Here is a 23,369-nt window from a genome sequence, read left to right as displayed (position 1 = left end):
AGCAGGCCCGGCCGAGGTGAGACCTGTTTCTCTTCGTCCTAGGCCGCGAGCTCGTGTCCCGCCGTCTTCGACGCCCACGGGTCCGGCATCCACAACGGGTGGATCTCGACAACAACTTCTCCGGATTCATTCTTGGTCAGCGCAACACGCCTGATCAACTTCCGGATGATCGCGTTACGCTCCGAGACGAGCAGGGTTTCCCACTCGGCCATGAGGCCTACGACTACGGGGCGGAGCTCTGTGAAGGTGGGTTGGGCTGCTTCAACGGTCGTCGCTTCGAGCTGCTTAGTGATCCTCGCGCGTTCGTCGGTCAGCTTGGCCTTTGCCTTCTCGTAGACGTCATCCTCGTAGTTCTCGGGGTTCAGACTCTTGTCTACGGCAAGGTTGGTGAGAGCAGCCGTAAGCCGCTTGTGCTGCTTCTCAAGTTCCTTCCGGGCAAGGGAGGTTCGCTTCTGAGCCGCTTCAAAATCCCTTGCCTGCCTTACTTTTACAGATGGCGACTCGTCAATTCCATCTGCGTGCTGGCGAAGGAATGTAGTCACCTCTCCTTCCACTTCTGAACGGAGGATGTAGCAACCCGCACATGCGAGCTGTCCCTGCTGGGCGCGGGTTCCGCACCGGTAGGCGTATCCGCGAATGTTCTTCCCCTTCCGCTGGGCAGCGTTGACACCCGCACTGCGGCGGCATCCACCACAGTTCATCGTGCCGGTGAGCATGTAGCCGCCCTGTCGGGAGCGTGGTGCCGTGTCCTTGATGAGCTTGCGCCGCTCGACGTACTGCTGCCAGATATCGGGCCCTATGAGCTCCTCGTGTGCCCCTTCGACGAACTGATAGTTGGGGCAACTCCCGTTCGTTTTGCTCCCGTTGCACGTACAGTCACGGCTGTGTACGCGCAGCAGGCCGGCAGCGAACCCCGAGTCCATGTACCGGGTGAGGGTCGGGGTCGACCATAGGCCGCCTCGGGTCGTGCGGAAGCCCTGCGCGTTGAGCCACCCGCACAGCTTCGCGAAGCCCTTCGAGCCGGCAACGTACATGAGGTACAGGTCGACGACGGTAGGGCCGATGTCCAACTTCGGCTCGTAGAACTCCTGTTGAACCCTCTCAGTCTTCGGGTCATAGCGCCGGTGCCATGTGTACCCGAATCGTTCCCGCCCGGTCGCCGGGAGCCCCATGGAACGTCGGAGGTCATGGGTTTCGGTCCACTGTTCGCCGGCGCGGTCGCTCTCGTATGCCGAGAACTCGAAGATGATTCCCCGGTAGAGACGTCCGATCGCGGTACGGGCGTCAATGGGTTCGGTGGCGGAGACGAGTTCTCCACCCGTATTCTCAACTCGCTTGAGATTGACGGCGACACCGTCGCGGGAGCGCCCGAAGCGACTGAACTTCCAGACTGCAATGCCCTTGGCCTCTGCACGTTCGATGGCCTCGATGCCTTGCATGATCTTGCGCTTAAAGTTTCGGCCGGTCATGTCGAGGTCAGTGATCCACCGGACGATGCGCTTACGGTTCCGGCTGGCCCACTCCAGGATCGCGGCCTGCTGGATTTCGGGGCTGATCTTCTCTTCTTTCCAGGTCGAAACCCGGATGTACCCGATGTACGGTTCGAGGTCGCTCTCGATAAAGGTGTCTGCGGCGACGAGCGGCGTCACTGTGCCGCCCTCCCTCCCTGTTGGGTGCCGCGGGCCGGTGGTGCGTCGGTGACCCGCGGCAGGTACACGACGTTGTCGGCGGACTCTTGCGAGCCCGGCCGGGGATCAGATGGCTGAGGGGGTGTCAGGAGACCTTCGGCCACGTGTCGAAGCGCCAGGCGGTAGCCGGCGCTGTGGATCTCTGCACGCTCGTCCTGGCGCAGTTCGGCGGCGCGCTTCTGCTGCATGGCGATTGCGGCGGGCAGGGCTGCCAGCATCATGGCGAGCCCGACCCATGCGATATCGCGGTCGTCGCCCGACAGGCACATTGCCACCGCCACGGTGAGCACTCCGACCGTCTCGGCTGCGAGAACCGCCACGGTGCCGATCGTCCACTGCTGGCGCTCGAACACGCGCCTTCCCCCCTCGTTCAACGTGCTGCTTCCTCCCCTACGGCTCCATGCGGCGCACCTCCTGATCGCGGCGCATGGCCTCTTGGTCCTGCATGGTCTCGACCATCGAGACGAACAGCGCGACTGCGGTCTCGCTCTCGATGCCCAGTTGTGCGGCTGCCTCTTGCGGTGTGATCGGTCGGCCCTCGGGTTGCGGGGTAGCCGCCCTGCTGACTTCGTCGGCCGTGACGACTCCGGCCTTGATCAGCAGGGTGCTTAGCTCCACGCCGAGTACGGGCGCGATCTTGGCGAGCAGCGGCGCGTCGGGTGTTCCGCGGCCGGCCAGTAGTCGGGTGACGGATGAGGCGGAGATGCCTGCGTCAGCCGCGAATCTGGTGCGGCCGCCGCCCCGGGCGCCTAGGTCGTATCCGAGCTCGCGCAGGCGGCTATCTAGCCACTGAGGGAACAGGTCTTCCGCCCCGGGGGTGGCGGGGGTGCGTTGCTGCATGCGTGAAATCTACCGCGCTCGGCAGGTAGGTGGCGAGTCCATGGCGTGTTTTCACTCATGAAAACTTGCAGGTGGACGGGCATGCGATCCATCCCTGCAGCTTAGACCCTGTGCTCGAACATGCATCTGATTATGTGCGGCGCGTCACGACACGGCTGAAACTTCCTTCCATGGCAGCAAGATCCTTGTTAACTTTCACCCGCGGCAGATGATCTGCCGTGGGTGAAAGATGGGGGGTTCGTCATGGTGTACCAGCACGAGCAGCTCGTCGCGGCGGCACAAGCTGCAGGCGATCACACCGACTCAGACATCGCTGACCGGCTGAAGGTTGCCCGGGTCACTGCGTGGCGTCTGCGCACCGGCAAGACCGCGCCGAGCGCCTCGACCCTCGCGCGGATCGAGCTTGCGTACGGGCTCACCGCCGCCGACCTGCTCGGCGGTGAAGCGGCGTGACCGGGACCTCGATCACCCAAGCCCAGGCGTACGCCGCCGCACGACTCGTTCTCGACGCCGCCCGAGCTCGTCGCGATTCGATGCCGATCCGCGACGCCGCGCAGGCTGCAGCCACGTCCGACCGTTCCGCCGACGAGGTCGAGCTGATCCTGCGCCGCTTGCACGCAAGCAGCCCCCGTAGTTCGGCACAGTCAACGCGACTCGCTGCGTGAGGGCCCGATGATCCACTCTGAGCAAAGGATCGGGCTGTCTGGTCGGTGGTGGTTGGCCGCTGCCGGTGGCGCGCCGGATGCCGAGCAGGTACGGGGGATTTGGCGGGCAGCGCGGGCCGCGGGTGAGCCGCGGTGGTACCTCGACCTGATCGCGGGCATCGGCCGGCGCAAGGCCGGCGCCGCGCTGTCGAGGGCCGGCTCGTGAGCGGCCGGCGGCCGCTCGTCGAGGACCGGGTCGACCGGCCGGTGCAGCTCGCCCTCGACGGCACCGTGCACCCCTACCCAACTACTTCCCTGCCGCCGGTGCGCCGCCGGCGCCCGCCGAGACCGCCCGTCGAGGACGTCGTCGACCCGATGCCTGGGCAACTCGACGCACTCTCGTGAGCCTGTTCTGTGGCGCTGGCCCAGGCCCCTGTGGACGGCCGGCCCGCCCCTACCCGTGCGGCCCGCGGTGCGCCGCCCACTCCCCCTCCGCCGTCGCCGGCCACCCCGAACCGCCTTCCACATCCAACACACAAGAGGAGTAGGAGAGTTGAGTCACTCAGCCCGTGAATGGGTGTGGGAGAAGTCCACGACCCGAGGCACGGCCCGCCTGGTCCTGCTCGCTCTGGCCGAGCGCGTCGGCGAGTCCTGCGTCGCGTTCGGTTCGACCCGCGCTCTGGCCGCCCGCACCAACGCCTCGGAACGCGCGGTGAGCGACGCGATCAAGGCCACCATCCGGCTGGGCGAGCTTGAGCTCGTCGAGGGCCGGCGCGGGCCCTACGGCGCCCGTGTCTACCGCCTCCCGGACGCGGTCGGGTGGGTGCCCGGCGCCGCCGTCGAGGGGGGTGCAGATTCTGCAGCCCCGGCGAACGGGGGGTGCGAAAACTGCACCCTCGGGGGCGCAGGTTCTTCCGGGGAGGGTTGCAGTTCCTGCGGGGGTGGGGTGGCAGATTCTGCACCCCAGAACCAGAAGAACGAGAGTGGAACGGGAAGGAAGCAGAGGGGCGCGCGCGAGCGCGTGGGCTCTGCCGCCGTGGATGGCGCTGCTGCGATCTCTCTGCCTTCCGACTGGACCCCGGACGACGAGCTGATCGGGTGGGCCGCTGTCTCCGGCCACCTGCAGCGCCTCGGGCCCGACGGCCTCGACCACGCAACCGCGAAGTGGCACGCCCACCGGGCGACTGCGCCGGCCCGGACCGCGGGCCAATGGCGCGCTGACTGGCAGCAGTGGATCAGCCGGGAACGTCCGACCGGCCGGCCGCCGTTGCGGACCGTCGCCGGGGACGCCTCCCGCGCCCCACAAGCGGCCGACCGGAACGCCGCGTTGTTGCAGGCTGCGCTCGCCGATCTGCAGGCCCGCGGGGGTGCCCGATGAGCCCGGACGAGGTGGCGGCGCTGCTCGCGTACGCGGGCGAGCTCGATCCCCGCACCGCCAACACCGACCAGGACGAAGCCGGGGCGCAGCTTCGGCGGTGGTGTGAGCTGCTGCAGGACGTGCCGGCGGTTGCGGTCGACGGGTGGGACGCCGCGGCCGCGGTGCGGCGGCACGTCGCGTCGTCGCCGTGGCCGATCATCGCCGCGGACGTGGCCCGGCCGTGGGCCGCGCACCGTCGGGCCCTGCTCGCCCGTCACACCGACCCCCGTCCCCTGGTCGATCCGGACGACGACCAGGCGTACCGGGCCGCGATCCGTGCGCAGCGCCAGGCCGTCGCCGCCGGGCGGGTCGAGCCGCGTAGCTCGCGGGAGCTTTCCGGCGGGCCGGCCGCCTCGGTGGCCGTCCGGATCGGGCGGGCGCTTCCGGCGGCGGCTGCAGAGCAGCTCGCCGAGTTCCGGCCGGTGCGGGCGGCGCGGGAGGCCGCCGCCGCGGCCGGCAGGCCGGATGCGCTCGCGGTGTCGTGCGACTGGTGCCACGCGCCGGTTGGTGAGCCGTGTCGACGGCGCACCCTCGCACCCGGCGCGCAGGCCGGCACCTGGGCCCGGCGCCGAACCGTCCACCCGACCCGCACCGACAAGGCCGCCGTTCGTCGACAGGAGAGTGCCGCGTGAAGTCCCGTCACCGCCGCAACGCCCCGCGCAACCCGATCCCCGGGTCTGCCTACCGGCTCACTGCCACGTGGCCGGGCCGCGATCGGCCGGCTCTGTTCGAGTCGTCTGACCGCCGCCAGGTCCGGCGGGTGGCGCGCGAGCTCGCCGCGGCCGGCGCTGTCGTGATCTGTGAGGAGAGCCTCGGCTACGGCCGGTGGCGCGTGGTCGACCGGCTCGACGGTCCTGCCCTGCTGCGGGAGCAGCGGGCCGTCGAGCATGCCGCCCGCCGGGCCGCGGTCGAGCAGCGCGCCCGGCAGCGTCGAGACGAGCGGCGGGCCGTCGAGCTTGCGATCGTCGAGGCCGTGATGGTTCAGCCTCCGATCCCGCGCGACGGAGGTAGTCCGCGGGCCCGAACTGTCTCTCGGCGTAGGGGAATTCGATGATTCCGCCGTCGCGACCGGTCGATGCGCCTCCCATGCGCGCGGGTGTCCGCGCCCTCCCTTCCGAAAGGTCACAGCCCGTGTCCCTGCCCTCCCGCTTCCTCGTGCACGAGACCCGCGCCGTACGCGCGGTGTCCGTCCCCGTGTCCCTGCCCGTCGTCGCCGAGTTGCTCGACACCGTGCGCGCCGAGCTGCGTGCCGCCGGTCGGCCCGCGGTCGATGCCGAGCTCACCCTCGACGCCGTCGGGCAGCAGCTCGTCGTCGCCTACCTGGTCGATCCGCGGGACATCCCGTGAGCGCGGCCGCGGCCGATCGGCGGCCGGACGACGTCGAGCTGCTGCTGCACCTGGTCGAGCAGGCCGAGCGTGGCGCCCTGCTGCCCGACGAGGCCGCGCTGCTGCGCGAGGGGATCGTCGAGCTCGCCCGCTACCGGCAGTGGTGCGCGCAGTGGAGTACCCGGCATGCGCGGCTGCGACGGACCGCACACCAGCGGCTGCGGGCCCTGCAGCGGGCACTGCCCCGGGCGCAGCGCGGCCGGCTCGTCGAGGTCGAGCTCGCCCACGTGCGGGCCCGCCTCGACGCCGGAACGCAGCAGGGCGTCGAGGCGGTCGAGTACGAGCGCCTGCTCGCCGCCGAGCTGCTCGACGGGTGGGCGTTGGCCCGTGGCCGGGCGCGGGTCGAGCTCGCCGCGGCCGGCCTACAGCCGACGGCCCCCGCCGTGGGCGCGGCCAACGTCCCGACCGCGCCGGCCGATCGACCGGCCCCCTAGACCGGTCCGGGCGCCCCCGTTCCACACAGAGGGGCGCCCGGACCCACCAACTCACCACCTGTACAGCCTGATTGGGAGAGCAACCGTGCACCCGTCCACCCGTGTCCGTCGAGCGGTCGAGCAGTTGCGCACCGTGCGCACACAGTGGGGTGCGCTGCTCGTCGCCATCGAAACCCCGCCGGCCCCCACGTGGCCGCCCGCCCAGCTCTCGACCCACCTTGCGCAGCAGGCCGCGGACGACGTCGAGCTGCTCGTCGCCGACCGCGTCCCGCTCACCCTCCGGGAACACCCGGCCCCCGCCAACCTGTCCGCCCTCGACGCCGCGGTGCGCGTCGAACGGCTCCTCTTCGACGCCGCCGACATCCTCGCCGCCGCGGTACAGCGGCCGGTCGAACGCCGGCCAATCTCCCACCCGGGCCGGCCGGTCGCGTGGGCCGTCGACCAGGCGGACGCCGCCGACCCCCGCCGCTGGTTGTACGCGAGCGCGACGGACCCCGGGAGCCGTCAGCACGGCCTGCACTGGGCCGCGATGTTCATCGAGGGCCGACTGCTCGACGAGGACACCGAGGCGGAGCAGCGCGCCGGCGCACTCACCCGCGGTCCGGCCCTGTTCGCACTGCTGCCCGAACACCTCGCGCACGAGGCGATACGGGTTGCTGGGCAGGCTGAGCGGCTCGTGCTCGGCGCGCTGGAACTCGACCGGCGCGAGAGCGTGATCGAGGGTCGGCCGTGCCCGTGGTGCTCCGGCGAGCTCACCCTGCACACCGACCCGCAGACCGCCCCGAGCATCACCTGCTCCACCGGGCCGGCTTGCACCGCCCCGGCCGCGCCGGACCGCCACGGCCGGCGCACGTGGGTCGGCGCCGAGCTCGTCGAACTGCTCGTCGCCCTCGACCGGCCGGCCGCCGGCCGGGCCGCGTGACCCCGGGGGCGCACCCCCGCCAGCGGGCCCGGGCTGTTGCCCGGGCCCGTTTTTGGTTCCTCTCTTGCACGCATGGACTGTAATGATTACAGTACTCATTACTGCAGCGATTGCAGGGCCGGCCGCTACCCGGCACCCCACCACAAGCAGGGAGAGCACCCCATGACCACCAAGACCCCCCACCAGCCCACCGAGAAGGCGCAGGCCCCCGAACTGTGGTCGGCCGTTGTCGGCCGCGGTCGCGCCGAGCACATGTCGACCAGGAACGACGAGACCCTGTGTGGCAAGCCGGTCACGCGGTACGTGTCCGGCGACGAGTGCATCGGACTCAAGCCGTGCGGAGGATGCTGGCGCGTGTACCTCTCCCGGTGGGCCGACCCGCTCGACGAGCAGACCGTCACGTCGGCCGCCACCACCTTCGAGCCGATCCCTGACCTGACCGTCCCCCAGCACCGCCGCCGCACGGCGCAGCAGCAGGGCACCATCTCGGTGGCCGTCAACGCGTTCGAGCAGGCGGTCGCTGGTCTGCTCGATCCGAAGCCTGCCGGCCGGTACACCTTGCAGGTCTGCGACGAGACGCTCAACGTCTGCGACCGCGGCGCCTGCACCCTGCACTCGACCCGCGCCGCCGGCACCCTCGACGAGGTGCGCGCCGCCAGTGCCCTGTACCGGCACGCGTGGGCCGTCAGCCCGTCCGGCGAGCGCATCCCGCTGACTGAGCAGCCCGTGCCCGCCGCGGCCGAGCAGACGCCCGTCGAGGACCTGCCCGACGGCCCGATGCGCGTCCGGGTGCGGATGGGCTTCTCGCGGGAGGATCTCGACCGGATCAAGGCCGAGGCGGACGCCGCGCGCGCCGTGTTCGAGGCGGAGTCCGCCGCGCGGCGCGCCGCGGAGCGGGCGAAGTACGGCCCGAAGGACGAGGCGCAGCAGGCGCCCGTCGAGGGCACAGTCGTGGCGCACCGCGGGGAGGCGCGCGGGAGCCTGCCCAAGCACGCGGACCACCCGGACGTGCGGGCCGCTCTCGACGTCCTCACCGATCACGGCAAGCGCCGGACGCTGCGACTGGCCGCGCTGCAGGGCGACGACGTCGAGACCAACCTGCATGCAACCGGCGTCATGGTCGAGCCGCGCGGCGAGGGGCTCGTCGCCCTTTACTGGCTCGTCGATGGCCAGTACGCGGATGAGCGTGGCGGCCCGTGGCGGGTGCAGTTGGAGATCATCGCCGACCGCATGCGGGCGGCCGACTGGCTCATCGAGGCCGGCACCGGGCCCGTCGTGAAGGCGTGGCGCCTCTACGAGCACGCGCCCGTCGAGGTGCCGGAGGAGAGCGAGCCGGCGCCACGGTGCCGCGAGTGCTCCGGCCGCGGGTGCAACTTCTGCGACTTCACCGGCGAGAACCACCTCGGATAGGACTGCGGCCGGCCGCCGGCGTCACGGTGCGCCGGCGAATCGACGAGAGTAGGCAGTGACAGCACAACGGCCGGTCGAGCAGCCGCTCGGCCGGCCCCGCGGAAGGACACCGATGCCCGAGCAGCAGCAGGACGAGCCCCAGCTCACCTACGACGACGCCGTGCGCATCCGGCGCGAGGCGCAGCAGCTCGACCAGCAGCTCGCGCGAATCGTGGTCGAGGCCAAAGCCGGCGGCCGGTCGGCGGTCGAGATCGCACGCGATCTCCTCTACACCGAGGGCCGAGTGCATCAGCTCGTCCGCAAGCACAAGGCCGAACAAAGCGATTGAGTGACGAGACGGCCGGCCGGCGCCGCTACAACGCCGACCGGCCCCGCGGCCCCGCGAGGGACCGCGCGCACCCCGACAGAGAGCACCTGTCAGGGGCGCCACCTACCCTACGGCGGTAGGGCCCGGCGCCCGCACCCACCGCACACACAGGAGGCGCCCACCATGACCGCGAAGCCCACCACCGCGACCTACACCAAACGGCCCGCAGGCGACCAGCCGCAGACCCTGCACGAGCAGCAGGCCAGCGCGCGCATGCTCGCCGAGAAGATCGGCGCACTGTCCGCCGAGCACGACACTGCGGAGGCGCTCGCCGTACTGCGGCGCGCGCGGCAGGAAGTGGCCGCCGGCCTGCCGGTCGACGCCTGGCTCGTCCCGCTGGTGTTCGAGGCCTACCTCGACGGCCGGTTGTCAGCCGAGACGATCGCGGCCGAGCTCACCCTCACCGAGTCGCAGGTGCAGGCTGTACTCGACAGCCACGTGCTGATCGTCTCCCGCGTCGATCTGCAGACACCGGCCGGATGGGACAGCTCGGACTGCGACGAGGTCGAGCTCGTCGAGCTCGTCGACGACGACGTGCACCGAACCGCCGAGCAGTTCGCGCAGACCACCCTCGACGAGGTGCTCGCCGACTACACCACCGACGCCAAGGTCGCCGCCGCGCGGGTCCTGGTCTGGATCAAGCGCCCCGGACGGGACGCGGACGCCGTCGCGACCGCCGAACGTGCCCGGGCCTAACCCCTTGCGCCGTTATGTGTTCGTGACCTAGAGTTGGAGGCGCTTCCGGCGTGCCCGGAAGCGCCACGGTCCACGGCCCGCCACCCTCCCCCTGGTGACGGGCCGTCGCCGTCCCTACCGCCGCCCGCCGCGCCGGACCGGAACCGCAATCGCAGCGAAGCCCGTACCGAGCAGCGCCATCGCCGCCGCGTCGAGCTGCGGGTGCTTGAAGAGGATCACGACCATCACGCCTGCCGACATGGCCGAGCGCGCAAGCTCGATCACGTCAGAGGGCACCCACCCACCCCCCGGCGGCACGTCATGCCACCGCCTATCAACTTTTTCCACAGAGCGCCCTTCCTCGCGATGAGTATTGGGCGGCGCCGCTCCACACCCAGTCTGGCAGCGCCCGTCGGGGGTTCAGGCACCCAAAGTGGGTGCCTTTCACTGGTTCCAAGATCGTTCCGCCGACCCCCCTTGAACTGACCGCCGAGCAAGTGTTGCGATTTTCGATTCACAGGCAGATTCGATAAAAGTCCTTGATAGCTATAGACAACTTTCATTGTTGATGTTACATACACGGGCCAACAGCCCCTACGGCCTGTGATTGAACGAATAACGCTTTGCAACCGGCCCGCTCGACGAACCGCAGCCTCCTGGGAGGTGACCATGCGCGAGTTGATCAGTGATACGGATCGGGCCAAGGTCCGCCGCCTGCACGCCGCCGGGAAGTCCCGGAACTTCATCGCCCGCGCGATCGGACGCAGCAGCTCGACCGTGTCGAAGATCGCGGCCGACGAGGGTCTCGCGTTCACCGGCGGCGCCCGGACGGCTGCGGCTACCGCCGCGCGGCAGGAAGACCTCGCGGCGCTGCGGCGGGACTTGACGGCCCGGTTGTACCGGCGGGCCGCGGCGAACCTCGACCGGGTCGAGGCTGACATCTACACCCGCGTTGAGCTGCTGCCGACCGGTGACACGGTCGAGGTGGTGTCCGAGGACCCGCCGGCGCAGGACGAGCGCCACCACAGCCAGGCCATCGGCGGCTATCTGACGTCTGCGGCGCGGTTGGCTGAGATTGATGCCGGCACGTCCGGGCACGAGGTGCGGTCCATGCTTACCGACTTGGCGAAGGGCCTGCGGGCTGCCTTCGCCGACGAGGACGAGGGGGCCGTCGACGGGGGGTGAGCCGTGCTCGCCTCCCTTCCCCTGTCCCGCAAGCAACTTCGGTCGGTCGCACAGGCCACGGCCCGCATCAACGTGTGGCACGGCGCGGTGCGCTCCGGCAAGACCGTGGCCTCGCTGCTCGCGTTCCTGCTGGCCGTCGCCGAGGCGCCGCCGTCCGGGCTGATCCTGATCTGCGGGCGCAGCTTGCCGACGATCGAGCGCAACGTGCTGGAACCGCTCTGCGATCCGGCGCTGTTCGGGCCGGTCGCCGCGGGGCAGGTTCGGCACACCCGCGGCGCCACCACCGCTGTCATCCTCGGGCGCACCGTCCACCTGATCGGCGCCGCGGACGCCCGGGCCGAGGGCCGACTGCGCGGCCTCACGGCGTACTTGGCGTACGTCGACGAGGCCACGCTGCTCCCCGAGGCCTTTTGGGTTCAGCTGCTCGCCCGCTTGTCCGTCGACGGAGCACGGGTGTTGGCCACCACCAACCCGGACTCGCCGCGGCACTGGCTCAAGGCCGGATACCTCGACCGCGCCGGCCAACTGGACTTGCGCGCCTGGCACTTCGGGTTGCGCGACAACCCGAGCTTGTCGCCGGCCTACGTCCGGTCGTTGCACGCCGAGTACACCGGCCTGTGGCGCCGACGGATGATCGACGGCGCATGGGTAGTGGCTGAAGGCACGATCTATGACTGTTGGGACGAGCAGCAGCACGTCGTCGACGAGCTACCCACGATCACCCGGTCGTGGCTGGGGATCGACTACGGCACCACAAACCCGTTCGCCGCCATCCTGTTGGGGCTCGGCGTCGACGGCCAGTTGTACGCGTGCGCAGAGTGGCGCTACGACTCCCGGGCCCGGCGCCGACAGATGACCGATGCCCAGTACAGCGCGGCCCTACGCGGCTGGCTGTCCGGCCTCGGTGTCGACCCCGAGTGGACGTTCGTCGACCCGTCGGCCGCTTCCTTCCTTGCCCAACTCTGGGAGGACGGGCACCCAGGCGTCGCCCGCGCCCGGAACGAAGTCGTGGACGGCATCCGGACCGTGTCGACCGCACTCGCCCCCGGCCTGCTGCGAGTCCACCGCTCGTGCGACGGCCTGCTCGGCGAGCTCCCCGCGTACGCCTGGGACCCGGCCGCGGCCGCCGTCGGCGAAGACCGCCCGATCAAGCGCGACGATCACTCGGTCGACGCGCTTCGGTACGTCACGCACTCCACCCTCGCCGAGTGGCGCCACCTGGTCCCCGATCTACTGCAGGAGGTGAGCACGGATGCCCCTGCCTGACGCCAACAGCCCATGGCCGCCGCGCCGTTGGGCGCCGGAGCTCGCCGAAATGGCCGTCGATGACGCGTGGTACTCCGGTGACCCGCGCCGGCTCGCCGCCGTCTACCAGGGACAGAGCCACCGGCAGGACGGCCGACGCCGACTGTGGGGGCGCGACCGTACCCCGGACCCGGGCCGGCGCGAGCACCGGCTGCACATCCCCATGCCGGCCGACGTCGCCCGCCGCTCCGCCGGCCTGCTGTTCAGCGAACCCCCAAGGCTGACCGTGGGCGACACCGCACTGCAGGCCCGCCTCGACGAGCTGCTCGGCGAGCACGCCGAGCGCGTGCTACTCGAAGCCGCAGAGGTCTCCGCCGCGCTCGGCGGGGTCTACCTGGTCGCCGCGTGGGACGCCGAACTCGGCCCCCGCCCGCTCCTCACCACCGTGCACGCCGACGCCGCCCTGCCGGAGTTCCGCCACGGCTACCTGACCGCCGTCACGTGCTGGGAGGAGCTCGCCCGCACCGGGGCGACGGTGCTGCGCCGGTTGGAGCGGCACGAGCGCGGCCGGATCGAGCACGCCCTCTACGAGGGCACCCCCGACAACATCGGCCGCCCGGTGCCGCTGACCGAGCACCCGACGACCGCCGCGGTTGTCGACTCGCTCGGCCCGTCCGGCGCGATCGAGACCGGTATCCCTCAGCTGACCGCGGCGTACTGGCCCAACATCGGCCCCAACCGATCCCACCGCGGTTCGCCGCTCGGCCGCTCCGACCTGCAAGGGCCCGGGCGGGATCTGTGCGACGCGCTCGACGAGACGTGGTCGAGCTGGATGCGCGACATCCGGCTCGCCCGGGGCCGGCTGATTGTCCCCGCGGCCTACCTGCGCGACCGCGGCCCCGGCCGCGGCGCCACCTTCGACGAGGACCGCGAAGTCTGGCAGGCGCTCGACATCCCGCCGACCGAAGCCGGCGCCGGCATCACGCTGGCGCAGTTCGCAATCAGGGTCGCCGAGCACAAGTCGACGTCTGACGCGGTGGTGCGGCAGATCATCGAGGCCGCCGGATACAGCCCGAGCACGTTCGGGCTCGACGGTGGCGGGCCAGCCGCCACCGCGACGGAGATCGAGGCCCGGGACCGCGATTCCATGGTGACCCGCAAGGCCAAGACCAGGTATGCAGGGCCGGCGCTGGCGGACATCGTCGAGGCGATGCTGCAGCTCGACCGCGCGCTCGGATGGTCCCGGCTCACCCCGGAGCGGCCGCACGTCGCGTTCGGGCCTGCGGTCGCCAGGGACCCGCAGTCCGCCGCGCAGACCCTCGCCCTGCTCGCACAAGCGCAAGCCATCTCCACGGAGACCAAAGTCCGCATGGCGAATCCGGAGTGGGACGCCGAGGCGGTCGCCGCCGAAGTGACCCGCATCCACGCCGAGACCGGGCAGGCCGTGCCCGACCCGGTGCCGAACTTCACCGCGTAGGGGCCCGAGGGGGTGATCGTGTGCCGGTCTCCCCGTGGATGGCCGAGGATCTCGCCGACCGTGTGCGGGACCTGTACGCCGATGCCGAGCAGCGACTGCTCGGCATCGTGGCCCGGCAGATCGCCGACGGCCTCGAAGCCCCCGGGTGGGCCGTCGCCAAACTCGCCGACGTACAGCCGCTCCGGAGGGCGGCGCAGGGCGTCGTCGACGCGCTCGGCACCGCCATGTCGACCGAGGTACACGACGTCGTCGCCGAAGCCTGGAACCGGGGCGCCCGGACGGGGCTGGCCGAGCTCGGCGCCCTGGGCGACGTCGACGCCGCGCGCATCGCGGAATCGACGCCGGCCGGCCGCGCCGTCGACCGGCTCGCCATGGAGACAATCGAGCTCGTCACCGCCACGCACCGCGGCATCCTGCGCGGCGTCGAGGACGGATACCGACAGGTCGTCTCCGAAGTCGCCGCAACCCCGCTGCTCGGCATCGACACCCGCCGCCAGGCGACACAGAGGGCCATGGAGAGGTTCGCCGATCGCGGCCTGCGCTCCTTCGTCGACAAGGCCGGCCGGTCGTGGCAGATGACCAGCTACGCCGAGATGGCCGTGCGCACCGCGGTCGGCCGGGCTGCCGTCGAGGGCCAGGCCGACCGGTTGCGCGCCGCCGGCGTCGACCTCGTTCGCGTCTCCACCACACCACGCGAGTGCCCGCTCTGCCGCAAGTGGGAAGGCCGGATCTTGTCCCTCGACGGCCCGGACGGGACGCGCGAGATCGAGACCGCGCACGCCCTCGACGACGCCCGCACCGTACGGGTTCGGGTGGCCGGAAGCGTTGAGCAGGCAAGGCGCGCCGGCCTCCAACACCCCAACTGTCGCCACTCCCTGTCTGCCTTCACCCCAGGTGTCACCGCGGCCGAGGTGCCCGAGCCGTCCGACGGCACCGGGTACGAGGCCGGCCAGAAGCAGCGCGCGATCGAGCGCCAGATCCGCAAGTACAAGAAGCGCGCGGCCGCCGCCGCGACGCCCGAGGCGCGGCAGGTTGCCGAGCAGCGGGTGCGTGACTGGCAGGGCCGGATGCGCGACCACCTCGCGGCCAACCCGGAGTTGAAGCGGCTCCGCTATCGGGAGCAGCCCGGGGCGGGGAACCTGCCCGGGCCGCGCCGGCCGGTGCCGCCGGATGCGGTCGAGGCCGCGAAGATCCGGGCGGGCGACCACCGGACGCCGGCCGAGATGAGCGACGAGCAGCTCGGCGCCGCCCTGCGGCACGGCTCCCTCGACAAGCGCGACCGCGCCAAGATCGAGGCCGAGGCAGGCCGGCGGGACGAGCAGGCGCTGCTCGACCGCGTGCGGCCCGGCGGCCGGATGGCCGACCTGGTCGAGTTCAGCGACGACGAGCTCGCCCGCGCCCTGCCCATGCTCGGCGACTCCGACGTGCTACGGGTGGCGGCCGAGCTGGACCGGCGCGACATCGACGCCGCCCTGCCCGGTGCCCGCCGCGACCTGATCGCCATGTCCGAGCGGCAACTCGCCGAACGGGCCCGGCACGCCTCCGGTGACGAGCTCGCCGCGCTCGCCGCCGAGGCGGACCGCCGGCAGCTACTCGCCGAGTTGCTGCCCGGCGGCCGGCTGCTGGCGGACCTCTCGCAGGTCGCCGACGACCGTCTCGGGTGGGCGCTGCGCTACACCGACCCCGACGGGGCCGCGCGCATCGCCGCCGAGCTCGACCGCCGATACCCCGTCGACCCGCCGCCGGCCACCGCCGGCCGCGGTGTCGAGGCGCAGCTCGCCGACCGGGCCGCCCTCGACGACGCTCTGCGGCCGGGCTCCCGGATGGACGACTGGTCGTGGGTCGACCAGGCACCCGACGAACACCCCTGGGACCGCCTTCCGGCGGCTGAGCGGTGGCTCGCTGAACGGGAGTGGGCCGAGTCCGGGCGCCGGTCCGCGTTCAGCGCCCGGCAAGTCCGGCAGATGTACGACGAGTACGTCTATGCCCAGTGGCTCGACGCAGAGGACTGGTGTCGCGGATACCTGCTGACCAAGCGCGCGCAGCTCGACGGCATCGGCCCCATGAGCCTGTTCTCTGGGCCGTCGCACGTCGCGTACGCCCGGGCGTCTGAGGAACTCAAGCGCTACTGGGCTGAGGTGAGCCCACGGACCACGCTCGCCGAGTACACCGAGCAACTCACCGGGGTTCGTTCGGCCGCGGCCGACACCGCCCGCAAGACCGGCGCCGACGTTCGCAACCGGTTCTAGGAGGTGGCGAGTTGGGGTTCCGCTCCGACGTCGTGCGCGCCGTCGAAGCCGGCCGCGCCGCGGCCCGCGCCGGACAGTCGGTCACCGTTTGTCCCCACCCACGCGAGTCCATCCTGCGCGCGGCGTGGGTGCGCGGCTACGCCGCCGCCCGACCGATCACCCCGCCGCCATAGCGCGGCCCGCCCCCGCCACGGTCCGTGCCCCGCCTCGGGGGACGGGCCTTTCCCATTTCCGCCCACGGCCCGGAGGGACCAACTCCCTTGAGCATCACCGCACTTCCCATCCACTCCCGCACCGGGCTGCAGGCCGTCGGCCTGCGGCGCGACGGCCGCCCGATCTGGCCGATCCTCGGAGGTTCCGGCGACCCGGACCCCGGCACCGGTACGGGCGCACCGACCGGTGACCCGACCACCCCGCCCACCCCGGGCCCCACCGACCCGCCCGCCGCACCGGCCCCGGTTGCGCCGCCAGCCCCGGCTGGCCCGACCGCCGAGCAGTTCGCCGACGCGCAGCGCCAGGCAACCGAGGCGGCCGAGCAGCGCGACCAGTTGCAGGCCGCCCTCGACGCGATCAACAAGGCGATCAACCCCGACTCCGGCGCCGGGGCGGAGTCCGATCCGGCTCAGCTCGCCGCGCAGGTGGCCGACCGTGACCGGCAGCTCGCCGACCTTGGCGCGCAGCTCCGTACCGCGCGGGTCGAGCTCGCCGCCCACCAGGCCGCCGAGGCGGCCGGCGCACGCCCCGACCGCCTGCTCAACTCCCGCTCGTTCGCGGCCGCCGTTGCCAAACTCGACCCGGCCGGGCCCCAGTTCGCCGAGCAGCTCAAGGCCGCCATCACGGCCACGGTCGAAGCCGACCCCGACCTCTACCGCGCTGCCGGCGCTCCGCCCGCCCGGTCCGGCGGCGAGTTCCGCGGCGCCCCCACCACCCGTACCGAACCCGCGTCGCTGCTCGAAGCGATCTCGGCGCGGCTCGCCAAGTAAGGAGGGCCCTGCCCCATGGCAATCACGCTGGCTGACGCCAAGATCAACACACAGGACGCCATCGACCTACAGGTGATCGACGAGTTCGCCAAGTCGAGTTGGCTGCTCGACAACATGATCTGGGACCCCGCCGTCAACCCGGCCGGCGGCGGCGCGACCCTCAGCTACGGCTACACCCGGCTGGTCACCGAGCGTTCCGCCGCCTTCCGCCCGCTGAACACCGAGTACGCCAAGGGCCAGGCCAAGCGCCAGCGCTACAGCGTCGACCTGTCCCCGCTCGGCGGCGCGTTCGAGATCGACCGCACGATCGCCGAGCTCGGCCCGGCCGCATCTGCAGAGGTCAACTTTCAGATGCTGCAGACCATCAAGGCGGCGAACGCCTTCTTCTCCGAGCAGGTGATCACCGGCAAGCGGGTCACGACCCCGGGCGCTGAGGCAGGATTCGACGGCCTCGACAAGGCGCTCGCCGGCTCCGTGACCGAGATGGGCGCCGGTGGCTCCCTCGACTGGACCGGCACCACTCTGGGCGCCGACACGGCCAAGGTGCACAACGCGCTCGACATCCTCGACGAGTTCCTCGGACTGCTCGACGGCGTCCCGTCGGCGCTGCTGGGCAACAAGAAGACCATCGCACGCGTGCGCTCCCTCGCCCGCCGGGCCGGCTACTACAGCCGCACCGAAAACAGCTTCGGGCAGACCGTCGAGTCCTACAACGGGATTCCGTTCGTCGATCTGGGCGCGGTCGCAGGCAGCAACAACCCCGTCATCCCCATCGAGTCGCGCGACGTCGACGGCGCCGGCCCCGGCGGGCAGATCACCGGCCTGTCCGACATCTACGCCCTCCGACTCGGAATCGACGGTTTCCACGGCGTGACCACCACCAGCGGAAAGCTGGTCCGGCAGTGGCTGCCCGACTTCGATCGGGCCGGCGCGGTGAAGGTGGGCGAGGTGGAGCTCGGGCCGGTGGCCACCGTGCTCAAGGCCACCCGGGCGGCGGCGGTGCTGCGCAACGTCAAGGTGCAGTGATGTACACGATCACCTCCCCGTACGGGGACGACGGCCCGGTCGCCGGGGTCGACTTCACCGACGGCCGGGCCACCACCGATGAGCTGTCCGCAGGTGCCCGGCTGTACTTCCGGCGCCACGGCTACAAGGTCGAGCAGCTCGACGCCCCGGCCGTCGAGGCGGCCACCACCACGACCAGGCGCGCCCGCGCCAAGTAGGGGACGCGCACCGCCGCGTCGCCGATGGGGGGTGGTGCACGTCGTGGCACGCAGCTACGCCACCCCCGAGCAGCTCGCCGCATGGCTCGGTCGGCCCGCGCCCACGGATGCCGAACGACTCCTCGCCCGGGCGTCCGACGACGTCGACGCCGCGCTGCTCACCGCCTGCTACCCCGTCGACTCCACCGGCGCCCCCACCGCCCCCGCGCACGCGGCCACGCTCGCCGATGCCGCGTGCGCTCAGGTCGAGTACCAGCTCGCCGCGGGCGAGGACGGCACCGGCGCCGCGGCCCGCTGGTCGTCCGTGAGCGCCGGCTCGATCAGCCTCTCAGCGAGCAGCCCGGCCCCGGCCGGCGCGCTCGACCTCGGACCCCGGGCCCGCCGCATCCTGCAGCGCGCAGGACTGACCGGGCACGGGGTGCACTCATGGTGACCCGCGTTCCCGAGTGGCTGCTGCGCCACCGGATCACGATCGAGCCGTACCTCGGGGAGTCGGCATACGGACCGGCGTTCGGGCCGCCAGTCGTCGACGTGCCGGCCCTGGTGTCCGAGTCCGTGCGGCTCGTCCGGGCGCCGGACGGCCGACAGGTCGTCAGCCCGGCGCAGGTCCTGCTCGACCTCGACACGACCGTGCCGGCCGGTTCCCGAATCACCCTGCCCACCGGCCGCACCACTGTCCCGATCACGGTCTCAACCATCGACGCCCCGGGCCTGCCCGTACCCGCCCATCAGGAGGTGATGTGCGAATGAGTCGGCCCCGCAGTCGAGTTGAGTGGACCGGCACGGCCGTCCTACGCGCCGAGCGGGCCGCGGCCGCGCGCGGCCTTCTCGCCGCCGCCGAGCACGTGCTGCAGGCCTCCCGCGAAGTCGTGCCGATCGAAGAGGGCACACTCGCCCGCTCCGGCGTCGCCAGCGTCGACGAGCAGCAGCTCGTCGCCGGAGTCTCCTACGACACCCCTTACGCGACCAGGGTGCACGAGGATCTCAACGCCCGACACGACGCCGGCCGCAGCGCCAAGTACCTGGAGCGCCCCGCCGCCGAGCAGGCCGCGGCGGTCGAGCAGATCATCGCGGCCGCGGTCCGGCGGGCGCTTGGTGGCTGATCTCCTCGACTCCCTCGCCCGCTATCTGCAGGCCGCCGGCCTGCTCACCTACGACCCCACCGGTACCCGGGGCGACACCTTCATCGAGCTGATGCCCCCGGCGCCCGATCGCGCGGTGCAGCTCAGCCTGTACGGCGCGGGCGTCCCCGACCCGCTCAACGCTTGGGACGAGCGGTCGCTGCAGGTGCGCGTGCGGGGCACCGCCGACCCTCGCGTCTCCCGAGCCCGTGCCGAAGCGCTCTACGCGGCGCTTCACGGGCTCGCCGGTATCGACCTGCCCGGCGAACTGTGGCTCGTGCTGTGCATCGCGCAGCAGACCCCTTACCCGCTCGGCGTCGACGCCGGCGGCCGGCACGAACACGCCGTGAACTTCCGTCTCGACATCGAGGCGACCACCGACCGCCCTACCTAGGAGGTGACCATGCCGGCCCCCACCACCCCCGTACGCCCGATTGATGCCCGCGGCTGGATCTTCGAAGTCCAGGATGTGAGCACCAGCACCGAAACTTGGCTGCGCGTAGGACTCCTGACGTCGTTCAGCCACAACCCCGGCGAGAGCGAGGAAACGGAGGACATCACGTCGTTTGACGACGAAGGGTTCTTCTCCCAGGACGTCATGCAGCGTGGCGCGTCCCTCTCGGTCGAGTCGAAGTACGCCGCCGACAAGACCGGCAAGCGCGACCCGGGGCAGGCCTACATCGACGACGTGTGGACCTACCGGCTCGGCGTCGACTCCCACAACCTCGTGCGCTGGCGACACCGCAGCCAGACATCGTGGGTGGTCTGGGACGCCACGGTGACCCCCGGCGAGCAGGGCGGCGGAACCACCGAGAAGACGTCGTGGTCCGCGACGATCACCCGGTGCGGGAAGCCGACCAGCTCGGTCGTGACCCCGCCGGCCGGGGGTGGCTCGTGATCGACGACGAGCAGCTCGACCTCGACCACCAGGACCACGGCGACGGGTTCGCGGACTTCGATGCGTTCTTCGCCGAGCAGTCCCGCAGTCGCGCAGAAACGTTTCGCCTCTACGGCCGCACTTACACCCTGCCCGAGTCCCTGCCGCTGATCTTCTCCCTGCAGCTCGACCGCCTGCAGCACTCGAACGACCCCGCCGACGTCCGGACCATGCTTCGCGCCCTGGTCGGCGTCGACGCCCTCGACCACTGGGCAGAGCGGGGCATGACCGACCGCCAGCTCGGCATCCTGCTCATCTACGCCGCAGCCAACGTCCGCAGCCCCGGATCGGTGTCGATGGCGCGGGCGGCCGAGCTGCACGACGAGCAGGCCGGGGGAAAAGCCCCGGGGGCGCCGGCCCCGAACCGGGCGCAGCGCCGGGCGAAGGCGACGCCGCGGGCGCGGCGGGCGGGCTCTGGTCGGCGGTCCTGACCCACTGGGCGGCGGTCGAGGCCGACCTCGCCCGCACCTACGGTCTGAGCGCGGCCGACGTCGCCGCGTTGTCTGAGCGGCGGTTCGTCGTCCTGCTCGGAGGCCTCGACGAACGCTCGCGGTTCCGTGAGCTGTGGGCCCGTACCCCGCGCGCCATCTCGTCGCCTTCAGAGATCGCGGCTATCACCGGGCTGCCCGCCGAGGTGTAGGTCGCTGGCTGCATCAGGCCGAAGGCCACGAACTTCTACCAGCGGATCATCTGGTGATGGTTTCGCTCGGCGAGGGGGTGAGCCGAGTTGGCGCTCACCGTCGGCGAGTTGCTCGCCACCATCACCGTCGACGACTCCGGTGCCGAGCAGGGCCTGCGCCGCACCGAGCAGGGCATCCGGCGTACCGGGCAGGTCGTCGAGGACGAGGCCGGCCGCGCCGGCCAAGCCGCTGGGAAGGACCTGGGCGACGGGCTCGCCGACCAGTCCGAGCGCGGCGCCGAGCGTGCCAGTTCCGGCATCACGAAGTCGCTTAGCGCCATCAAGGGCGCGCTGATCGGTGGCGCGATCGGTGCCGCCGTCGTGGTCGGCCTGACCGAGGCCGTCGACCAGCAAAAGGGTACGAGCCTGCTCACGGCGCAGTTGGGCGCCAGCCCGGAGCAGGCCGCCCAACTGGGCAAGGCTGCGGGGAAGCTGTACTCCGGCGGGTACACCGACAGTGTCGAGACCGCGAACGAGGCACTGAAGCACCTGTGGCAGCAGGGTCTCGTACCGGCGGACTCGACTGCCGAGCACCTGCAGCAGGTTGGCGGCCGCGCGCAGCAGGTCGCCGACATCCTCGGTGAGGAAGTCGGCCCTGTCGCGCGATCCGTTGGGCAGATGCTCAAAACGGGAATGGCGAAGAACGCCGACGAGGCATTTGATGTTCTCGTGCGCGGCGCGCAGCTCGGCGCGAATAAGAGCGAGGACCTGCTCGACACTTTCAACGAATATCCGACGCAATTTCGCGATCTGGGCGTCGACGCAAAGCAGGCCATGGGCCTTATCCATCAAGGCCTCGAAGCCGGCGCGCGTGATGCCGATGTGGTGGCGGATGCTTTCAAAGAACTGAACATCCGAGTTAAGGACGGCTCTGCGGCCGACGGGCTGAAAAGCCTTGGCTTGAACGCGGATAAAATGGCGACCGCTTTCGCCAAGGGCGGGCCGCAGGCTAATTCCGCGCTCGATCAGCTCATGGACCGGCTACGGCTGGTGAAAGACCCTGCGGAGCGTTCACGCCTTTCTGTTGCGCTTCTGGGAACGCAGGCCGAGGACCTTTCGAAGGCGCTTTTCTCTCTCGACCCGTCGACCGCGGTTGCTGGGCTCGGCGCGGTCGACGGTGCCGCCAAGAAGGCTGGCGACACGATGCGCGACAACGCATCCACCCGGTGGACGCAGTTCACGCGGGGCCTGCAGCAGGGGGCTGTCGAAGTCCTCGGGTCCAGGGTGGTGCCGGCGCTCATGTCGGCCGCGGACTGGGTCGGCACCCTGGGCGAAAAGTTCGACACAGGCAAGCGGTTCGTCAGCGAGCACAGCCTCGCAGTGTCGATCGCTGCGGGCGTGATCACCGCCATCATGCTGCCGACCCTCATCGCCCTTGGCGTGCAGGGCACAGTCACCACCGCGACCCTGGTTGCAGGGTGGGTGGCGCAGGGTGCCACCGCGGTCGCCACCGGGGCGGTGTACTTGGTCACCAACGCGCAGATGGTCGCGGGTTGGGCTGCGCAGGGCGGCGCGGCGGTGGCGGCCGGTGCGCGGGTGGTCGGCACGTGGGTCCTGATGGGCACGCAGAGCTCGCTGCAGGCCGCCCGGGTGGCCGCTGCCTGGCTGATCGCGATCGGCCCCGTCGCGCTGGTGATCGCTGCCGTTGTCGGGCTGGTCGCGCTGGTCGTGTCCAACTGGGACGCCATCAAAAGCGCTACAGCGGCGGCCTGGGATTGGATTGTTGGCGTAGTTCGCGGCGCCGCACAATTCATGGTCGACGCCTTCATGACGTTCTCACTCGTCGGACTTCTGATCCGCCATTGGGACTCGATCAAGAACGGTGCGGTCGCCGGGTGGAATGCGACCACGGATTTCATCCGGGGAGTTCCTGGGAGGATCGTCGATTTTTTTCTCAACTGGACTCTTGTCGGGTTGATCATCCGTCATTGGGATGCGATCCGGTCCGGTGTGGCCGATCGCGCCGGCGCCCTGGTCGACTACGTCCGCGGCCTGCCCGGGCGCATCGCGGATTCCCTCGGGAATATGGGCCTGCTACTGATCGACAAGGGCAAGGATGTAGTCCGCGGCTTGTGGTCGGGCATTCAGTCCATGGGCGGCTGGTTGCGCGACACCCTGACCAGTTGGGCAATAAACCTGATCCCCGGACCGATCGCTAAGGCACTCGGCATCCACTCGCCAAGTCGCGTGATGGCGAGCGCAGTTGGCCGCTGGATTCCTGCCGGCATCGTGTCCGGCATCGAGGCGGCGCAGCCGCAACTCGCCGAGACCATGCGGGAGTTGGTCGAGGTGCCGGAGACTCCGGCGCTCACTGCGGCGGTGCGGGGTCCTGTGCCCACCGGGCCGGCGCCGGTCATGGCCTACGCCAGCACCCCGGCCGGGCCATCCGGGCCGCTGCTGCACATCGAGCAGTTCAACGCCGGCGGGCAGAGCCCCGACCAGATCGCGGCCGCGCTCGGCTGGCAGCTCAAGGGCAGGGGGTGATGC

30 protein-coding genes are annotated in these 23,369 nt (G+C 71.1%); 26 read left to right on the top strand and 4 right to left on the bottom strand.

Annotation, left to right across the window (positions count from 1 at the left end; translation table 11 throughout):
* Window positions 1-38: 38 nt before the first annotated feature.
* From OG556_RS18500 to OG556_RS18490, 3 genes are read right to left on the bottom strand one after another with little or no spacing between them, the layout of a single operon-like run.
* On the bottom strand, window positions 39-1,649 hold the full coding sequence (locus OG556_RS18500) for a recombinase family protein (RefSeq protein WP_371518014.1): 1,611 nt from the start codon (window positions 1,647-1,649) through the stop codon (window positions 39-41).
* Window positions 1,646-2,041, bottom strand: coding sequence for a hypothetical protein (locus OG556_RS18495; RefSeq protein WP_371518013.1), 396 nt, complete (start codon window positions 2,039-2,041; stop codon window positions 1,646-1,648). The genes OG556_RS18500 and OG556_RS18495 overlap by 4 nt, the downstream gene beginning before the upstream one ends.
* A 37-nt stretch (window positions 2,042-2,078) precedes the next feature.
* Window positions 2,079-2,528 (bottom strand): helix-turn-helix domain-containing protein, encoded by a 450-nt coding sequence (locus OG556_RS18490; RefSeq protein ID WP_371518012.1) that lies wholly within the window; start codon window positions 2,526-2,528, stop codon window positions 2,079-2,081.
* Between the two features lie 243 nt (window positions 2,529-2,771).
* Between OG556_RS18490 and OG556_RS18485 the strand changes: the two genes are divergently transcribed.
* The 11 genes from OG556_RS18485 to OG556_RS18435 all read left to right on the top strand — a co-directional run bounded on the left by OG556_RS18485 (window position 2,772) and on the right by OG556_RS18435 (window position 9,804).
* Window positions 2,772-2,981 carry a helix-turn-helix transcriptional regulator gene (locus OG556_RS18485; protein ID WP_159398477.1) on the top strand — a complete coding sequence of 70 codons (210 nt, stop codon included), beginning with the start codon at window positions 2,772-2,774 and terminating at the stop codon, window positions 2,979-2,981.
* A gap of 413 nt (window positions 2,982-3,394) precedes the next feature.
* Window positions 3,395-3,577 carry a hypothetical protein gene (locus OG556_RS18480; protein WP_371518011.1) on the top strand — a complete coding sequence of 61 codons (183 nt, stop codon included), beginning with the start codon at window positions 3,395-3,397 and terminating at the stop codon, window positions 3,575-3,577.
* A gap of 148 nt (window positions 3,578-3,725) precedes the next feature.
* Window positions 3,726-4,550, top strand: coding sequence for a helix-turn-helix domain-containing protein (locus OG556_RS18475; RefSeq protein ID WP_371518010.1), 825 nt, complete (start codon window positions 3,726-3,728; stop codon window positions 4,548-4,550).
* A complete protein-coding gene (locus tag OG556_RS18470) occupies window positions 4,547-5,221 on the top strand; it encodes a hypothetical protein (protein WP_371518009.1) in 675 nt (224 codons plus the stop codon). The genes OG556_RS18475 and OG556_RS18470 overlap by 4 nt, the downstream gene beginning before the upstream one ends.
* The gene (locus tag OG556_RS18465) at window positions 5,218-5,643 is read left to right on the top strand and encodes a hypothetical protein (protein ID WP_371518008.1); all 426 of its coding nucleotides are present in this window, start codon (window positions 5,218-5,220) and stop codon (window positions 5,641-5,643) included. The genes OG556_RS18470 and OG556_RS18465 overlap by 4 nt, the downstream gene beginning before the upstream one ends.
* Before the next feature lie 77 nt (window positions 5,644-5,720).
* Window positions 5,721-5,936, top strand: a complete 216-nt coding sequence (locus tag OG556_RS18460) for a hypothetical protein (protein WP_371518007.1) — start codon at window positions 5,721-5,723, stop codon at window positions 5,934-5,936.
* Window positions 5,933-6,409, top strand: a complete 477-nt coding sequence (locus OG556_RS18455) for a hypothetical protein (protein WP_371518005.1) — start codon at window positions 5,933-5,935, stop codon at window positions 6,407-6,409. The genes OG556_RS18460 and OG556_RS18455 overlap by 4 nt, the downstream gene beginning before the upstream one ends.
* 133 nt (window positions 6,410-6,542) lie before the next feature.
* Window positions 6,543-7,331: a hypothetical protein gene (locus OG556_RS18450; protein WP_371518004.1), complete on the top strand. Its 789-nt coding sequence runs from the start codon at window positions 6,543-6,545 to the stop codon at window positions 7,329-7,331.
* 162 nt (window positions 7,332-7,493) lie between these two features.
* Window positions 7,494-8,741, top strand: a complete 1,248-nt coding sequence (locus tag OG556_RS18445; protein ID WP_371518003.1) for a hypothetical protein — start codon at window positions 7,494-7,496, stop codon at window positions 8,739-8,741.
* Window positions 8,742-8,853: 112 nt separating this feature from the next.
* The gene (locus tag OG556_RS18440) at window positions 8,854-9,069 is read left to right on the top strand and encodes a hypothetical protein (RefSeq protein WP_371518002.1); all 216 of its coding nucleotides are present in this window, start codon (window positions 8,854-8,856) and stop codon (window positions 9,067-9,069) included.
* Between the two features lie 162 nt (window positions 9,070-9,231).
* On the top strand, window positions 9,232-9,804 hold the full coding sequence (locus OG556_RS18435) for a hypothetical protein (RefSeq protein ID WP_371518001.1): 573 nt from the start codon (window positions 9,232-9,234) through the stop codon (window positions 9,802-9,804).
* 114 nt (window positions 9,805-9,918) lie between these two features.
* On the opposite strand, the gene OG556_RS18430 is transcribed toward OG556_RS18435, so the two are convergent.
* Entirely contained in the window at window positions 9,919-10,080 is a 162-nt protein-coding gene (locus OG556_RS18430; RefSeq protein WP_371518000.1) for a hypothetical protein, read from the bottom strand.
* A gap of 372 nt (window positions 10,081-10,452) precedes the next feature.
* Here OG556_RS18430 and OG556_RS18425 point away from each other — a divergent pair, with 372 nt between their 5' ends.
* The 15 genes from OG556_RS18425 to OG556_RS18355 all read left to right on the top strand — a co-directional run bounded on the left by OG556_RS18425 (window position 10,453) and on the right by OG556_RS18355 (window position 23,366).
* The gene (locus OG556_RS18425; RefSeq protein ID WP_371517999.1) at window positions 10,453-10,968 is read left to right on the top strand and encodes a hypothetical protein; all 516 of its coding nucleotides are present in this window, start codon (window positions 10,453-10,455) and stop codon (window positions 10,966-10,968) included.
* Between the two features lie 3 nt (window positions 10,969-10,971).
* A complete protein-coding gene (locus tag OG556_RS18420) occupies window positions 10,972-12,234 on the top strand; it encodes a PBSX family phage terminase large subunit (RefSeq protein WP_371517998.1) in 1,263 nt (420 codons plus the stop codon).
* Complete coding sequence (locus OG556_RS18415) at window positions 12,221-13,690, top strand: phage capsid protein (protein WP_371517997.1); 1,470 nt, start codon at window positions 12,221-12,223, stop codon at window positions 13,688-13,690. Before OG556_RS18420 ends, OG556_RS18415 begins: the two co-directional genes overlap by 14 nt.
* 20 nt (window positions 13,691-13,710) lie before the next feature.
* The gene (locus OG556_RS18410; RefSeq protein ID WP_371517996.1) at window positions 13,711-15,939 is read left to right on the top strand and encodes a phage minor capsid protein; all 2,229 of its coding nucleotides are present in this window, start codon (window positions 13,711-13,713) and stop codon (window positions 15,937-15,939) included.
* A 32-nt stretch (window positions 15,940-15,971) separates the two neighbouring features.
* On the top strand, window positions 15,972-16,112 hold the full coding sequence (locus OG556_RS18405; protein WP_371522749.1) for an Rmf/CrpP fold protein: 141 nt from the start codon (window positions 15,972-15,974) through the stop codon (window positions 16,110-16,112).
* Between the two features lie 87 nt (window positions 16,113-16,199).
* Complete coding sequence (locus tag OG556_RS18400) at window positions 16,200-16,922, top strand: hypothetical protein (RefSeq protein WP_371517995.1); 723 nt, start codon at window positions 16,200-16,202, stop codon at window positions 16,920-16,922.
* A 15-nt stretch (window positions 16,923-16,937) separates the two neighbouring features.
* Window positions 16,938-17,948 carry a major capsid protein gene (locus tag OG556_RS18395; protein ID WP_371517994.1) on the top strand — a complete coding sequence of 337 codons (1,011 nt, stop codon included), beginning with the start codon at window positions 16,938-16,940 and terminating at the stop codon, window positions 17,946-17,948.
* Window positions 17,948-18,145, top strand: coding sequence for a hypothetical protein (locus OG556_RS18390; RefSeq protein WP_371517993.1), 198 nt, complete (start codon window positions 17,948-17,950; stop codon window positions 18,143-18,145). The genes OG556_RS18395 and OG556_RS18390 overlap by 1 nt, the downstream gene beginning before the upstream one ends.
* Window positions 18,146-18,188: 43 nt before the next feature.
* Complete coding sequence (locus OG556_RS18385; RefSeq protein ID WP_371517992.1) at window positions 18,189-18,578, top strand: hypothetical protein; 390 nt, start codon at window positions 18,189-18,191, stop codon at window positions 18,576-18,578.
* A complete protein-coding gene (locus OG556_RS18380; protein ID WP_371517991.1) occupies window positions 18,572-18,895 on the top strand; it encodes a hypothetical protein in 324 nt (107 codons plus the stop codon). Before OG556_RS18385 ends, OG556_RS18380 begins: the two co-directional genes overlap by 7 nt.
* Window positions 18,892-19,248, top strand: coding sequence for a hypothetical protein (locus OG556_RS18375; protein WP_371517990.1), 357 nt, complete (start codon window positions 18,892-18,894; stop codon window positions 19,246-19,248). The genes OG556_RS18380 and OG556_RS18375 overlap by 4 nt, the downstream gene beginning before the upstream one ends.
* A complete protein-coding gene (locus tag OG556_RS18370) occupies window positions 19,241-19,660 on the top strand; it encodes a minor capsid protein (protein WP_371517989.1) in 420 nt (139 codons plus the stop codon). Before OG556_RS18375 ends, OG556_RS18370 begins: the two co-directional genes overlap by 8 nt.
* A 9-nt stretch (window positions 19,661-19,669) precedes the next feature.
* Entirely contained in the window at window positions 19,670-20,164 is a 495-nt protein-coding gene (locus OG556_RS18365) for a phage tail tube protein (protein WP_371517988.1), read from the top strand.
* Entirely contained in the window at window positions 20,110-20,634 is a 525-nt protein-coding gene (locus tag OG556_RS18360) for a hypothetical protein (RefSeq protein ID WP_371517987.1), read from the top strand. Before OG556_RS18365 ends, OG556_RS18360 begins: the two co-directional genes overlap by 55 nt.
* Before the next feature lie 296 nt (window positions 20,635-20,930).
* Window positions 20,931-23,366 carry a phage tail tape measure protein gene (locus tag OG556_RS18355; RefSeq protein ID WP_371517986.1) on the top strand — a complete coding sequence of 812 codons (2,436 nt, stop codon included), beginning with the start codon at window positions 20,931-20,933 and terminating at the stop codon, window positions 23,364-23,366.
* Window positions 23,367-23,369 lie beyond the last annotated feature (3 nt).

The organism is Kitasatospora sp. NBC_01300 (genome assembly GCF_041435235.1).
In the GTDB taxonomy this organism is placed as follows: Bacteria; Actinomycetota; Actinomycetes; order Streptomycetales; family Streptomycetaceae; genus Kitasatospora.
This window is presented reverse-complemented; position numbering and strand designations above follow the sequence as displayed.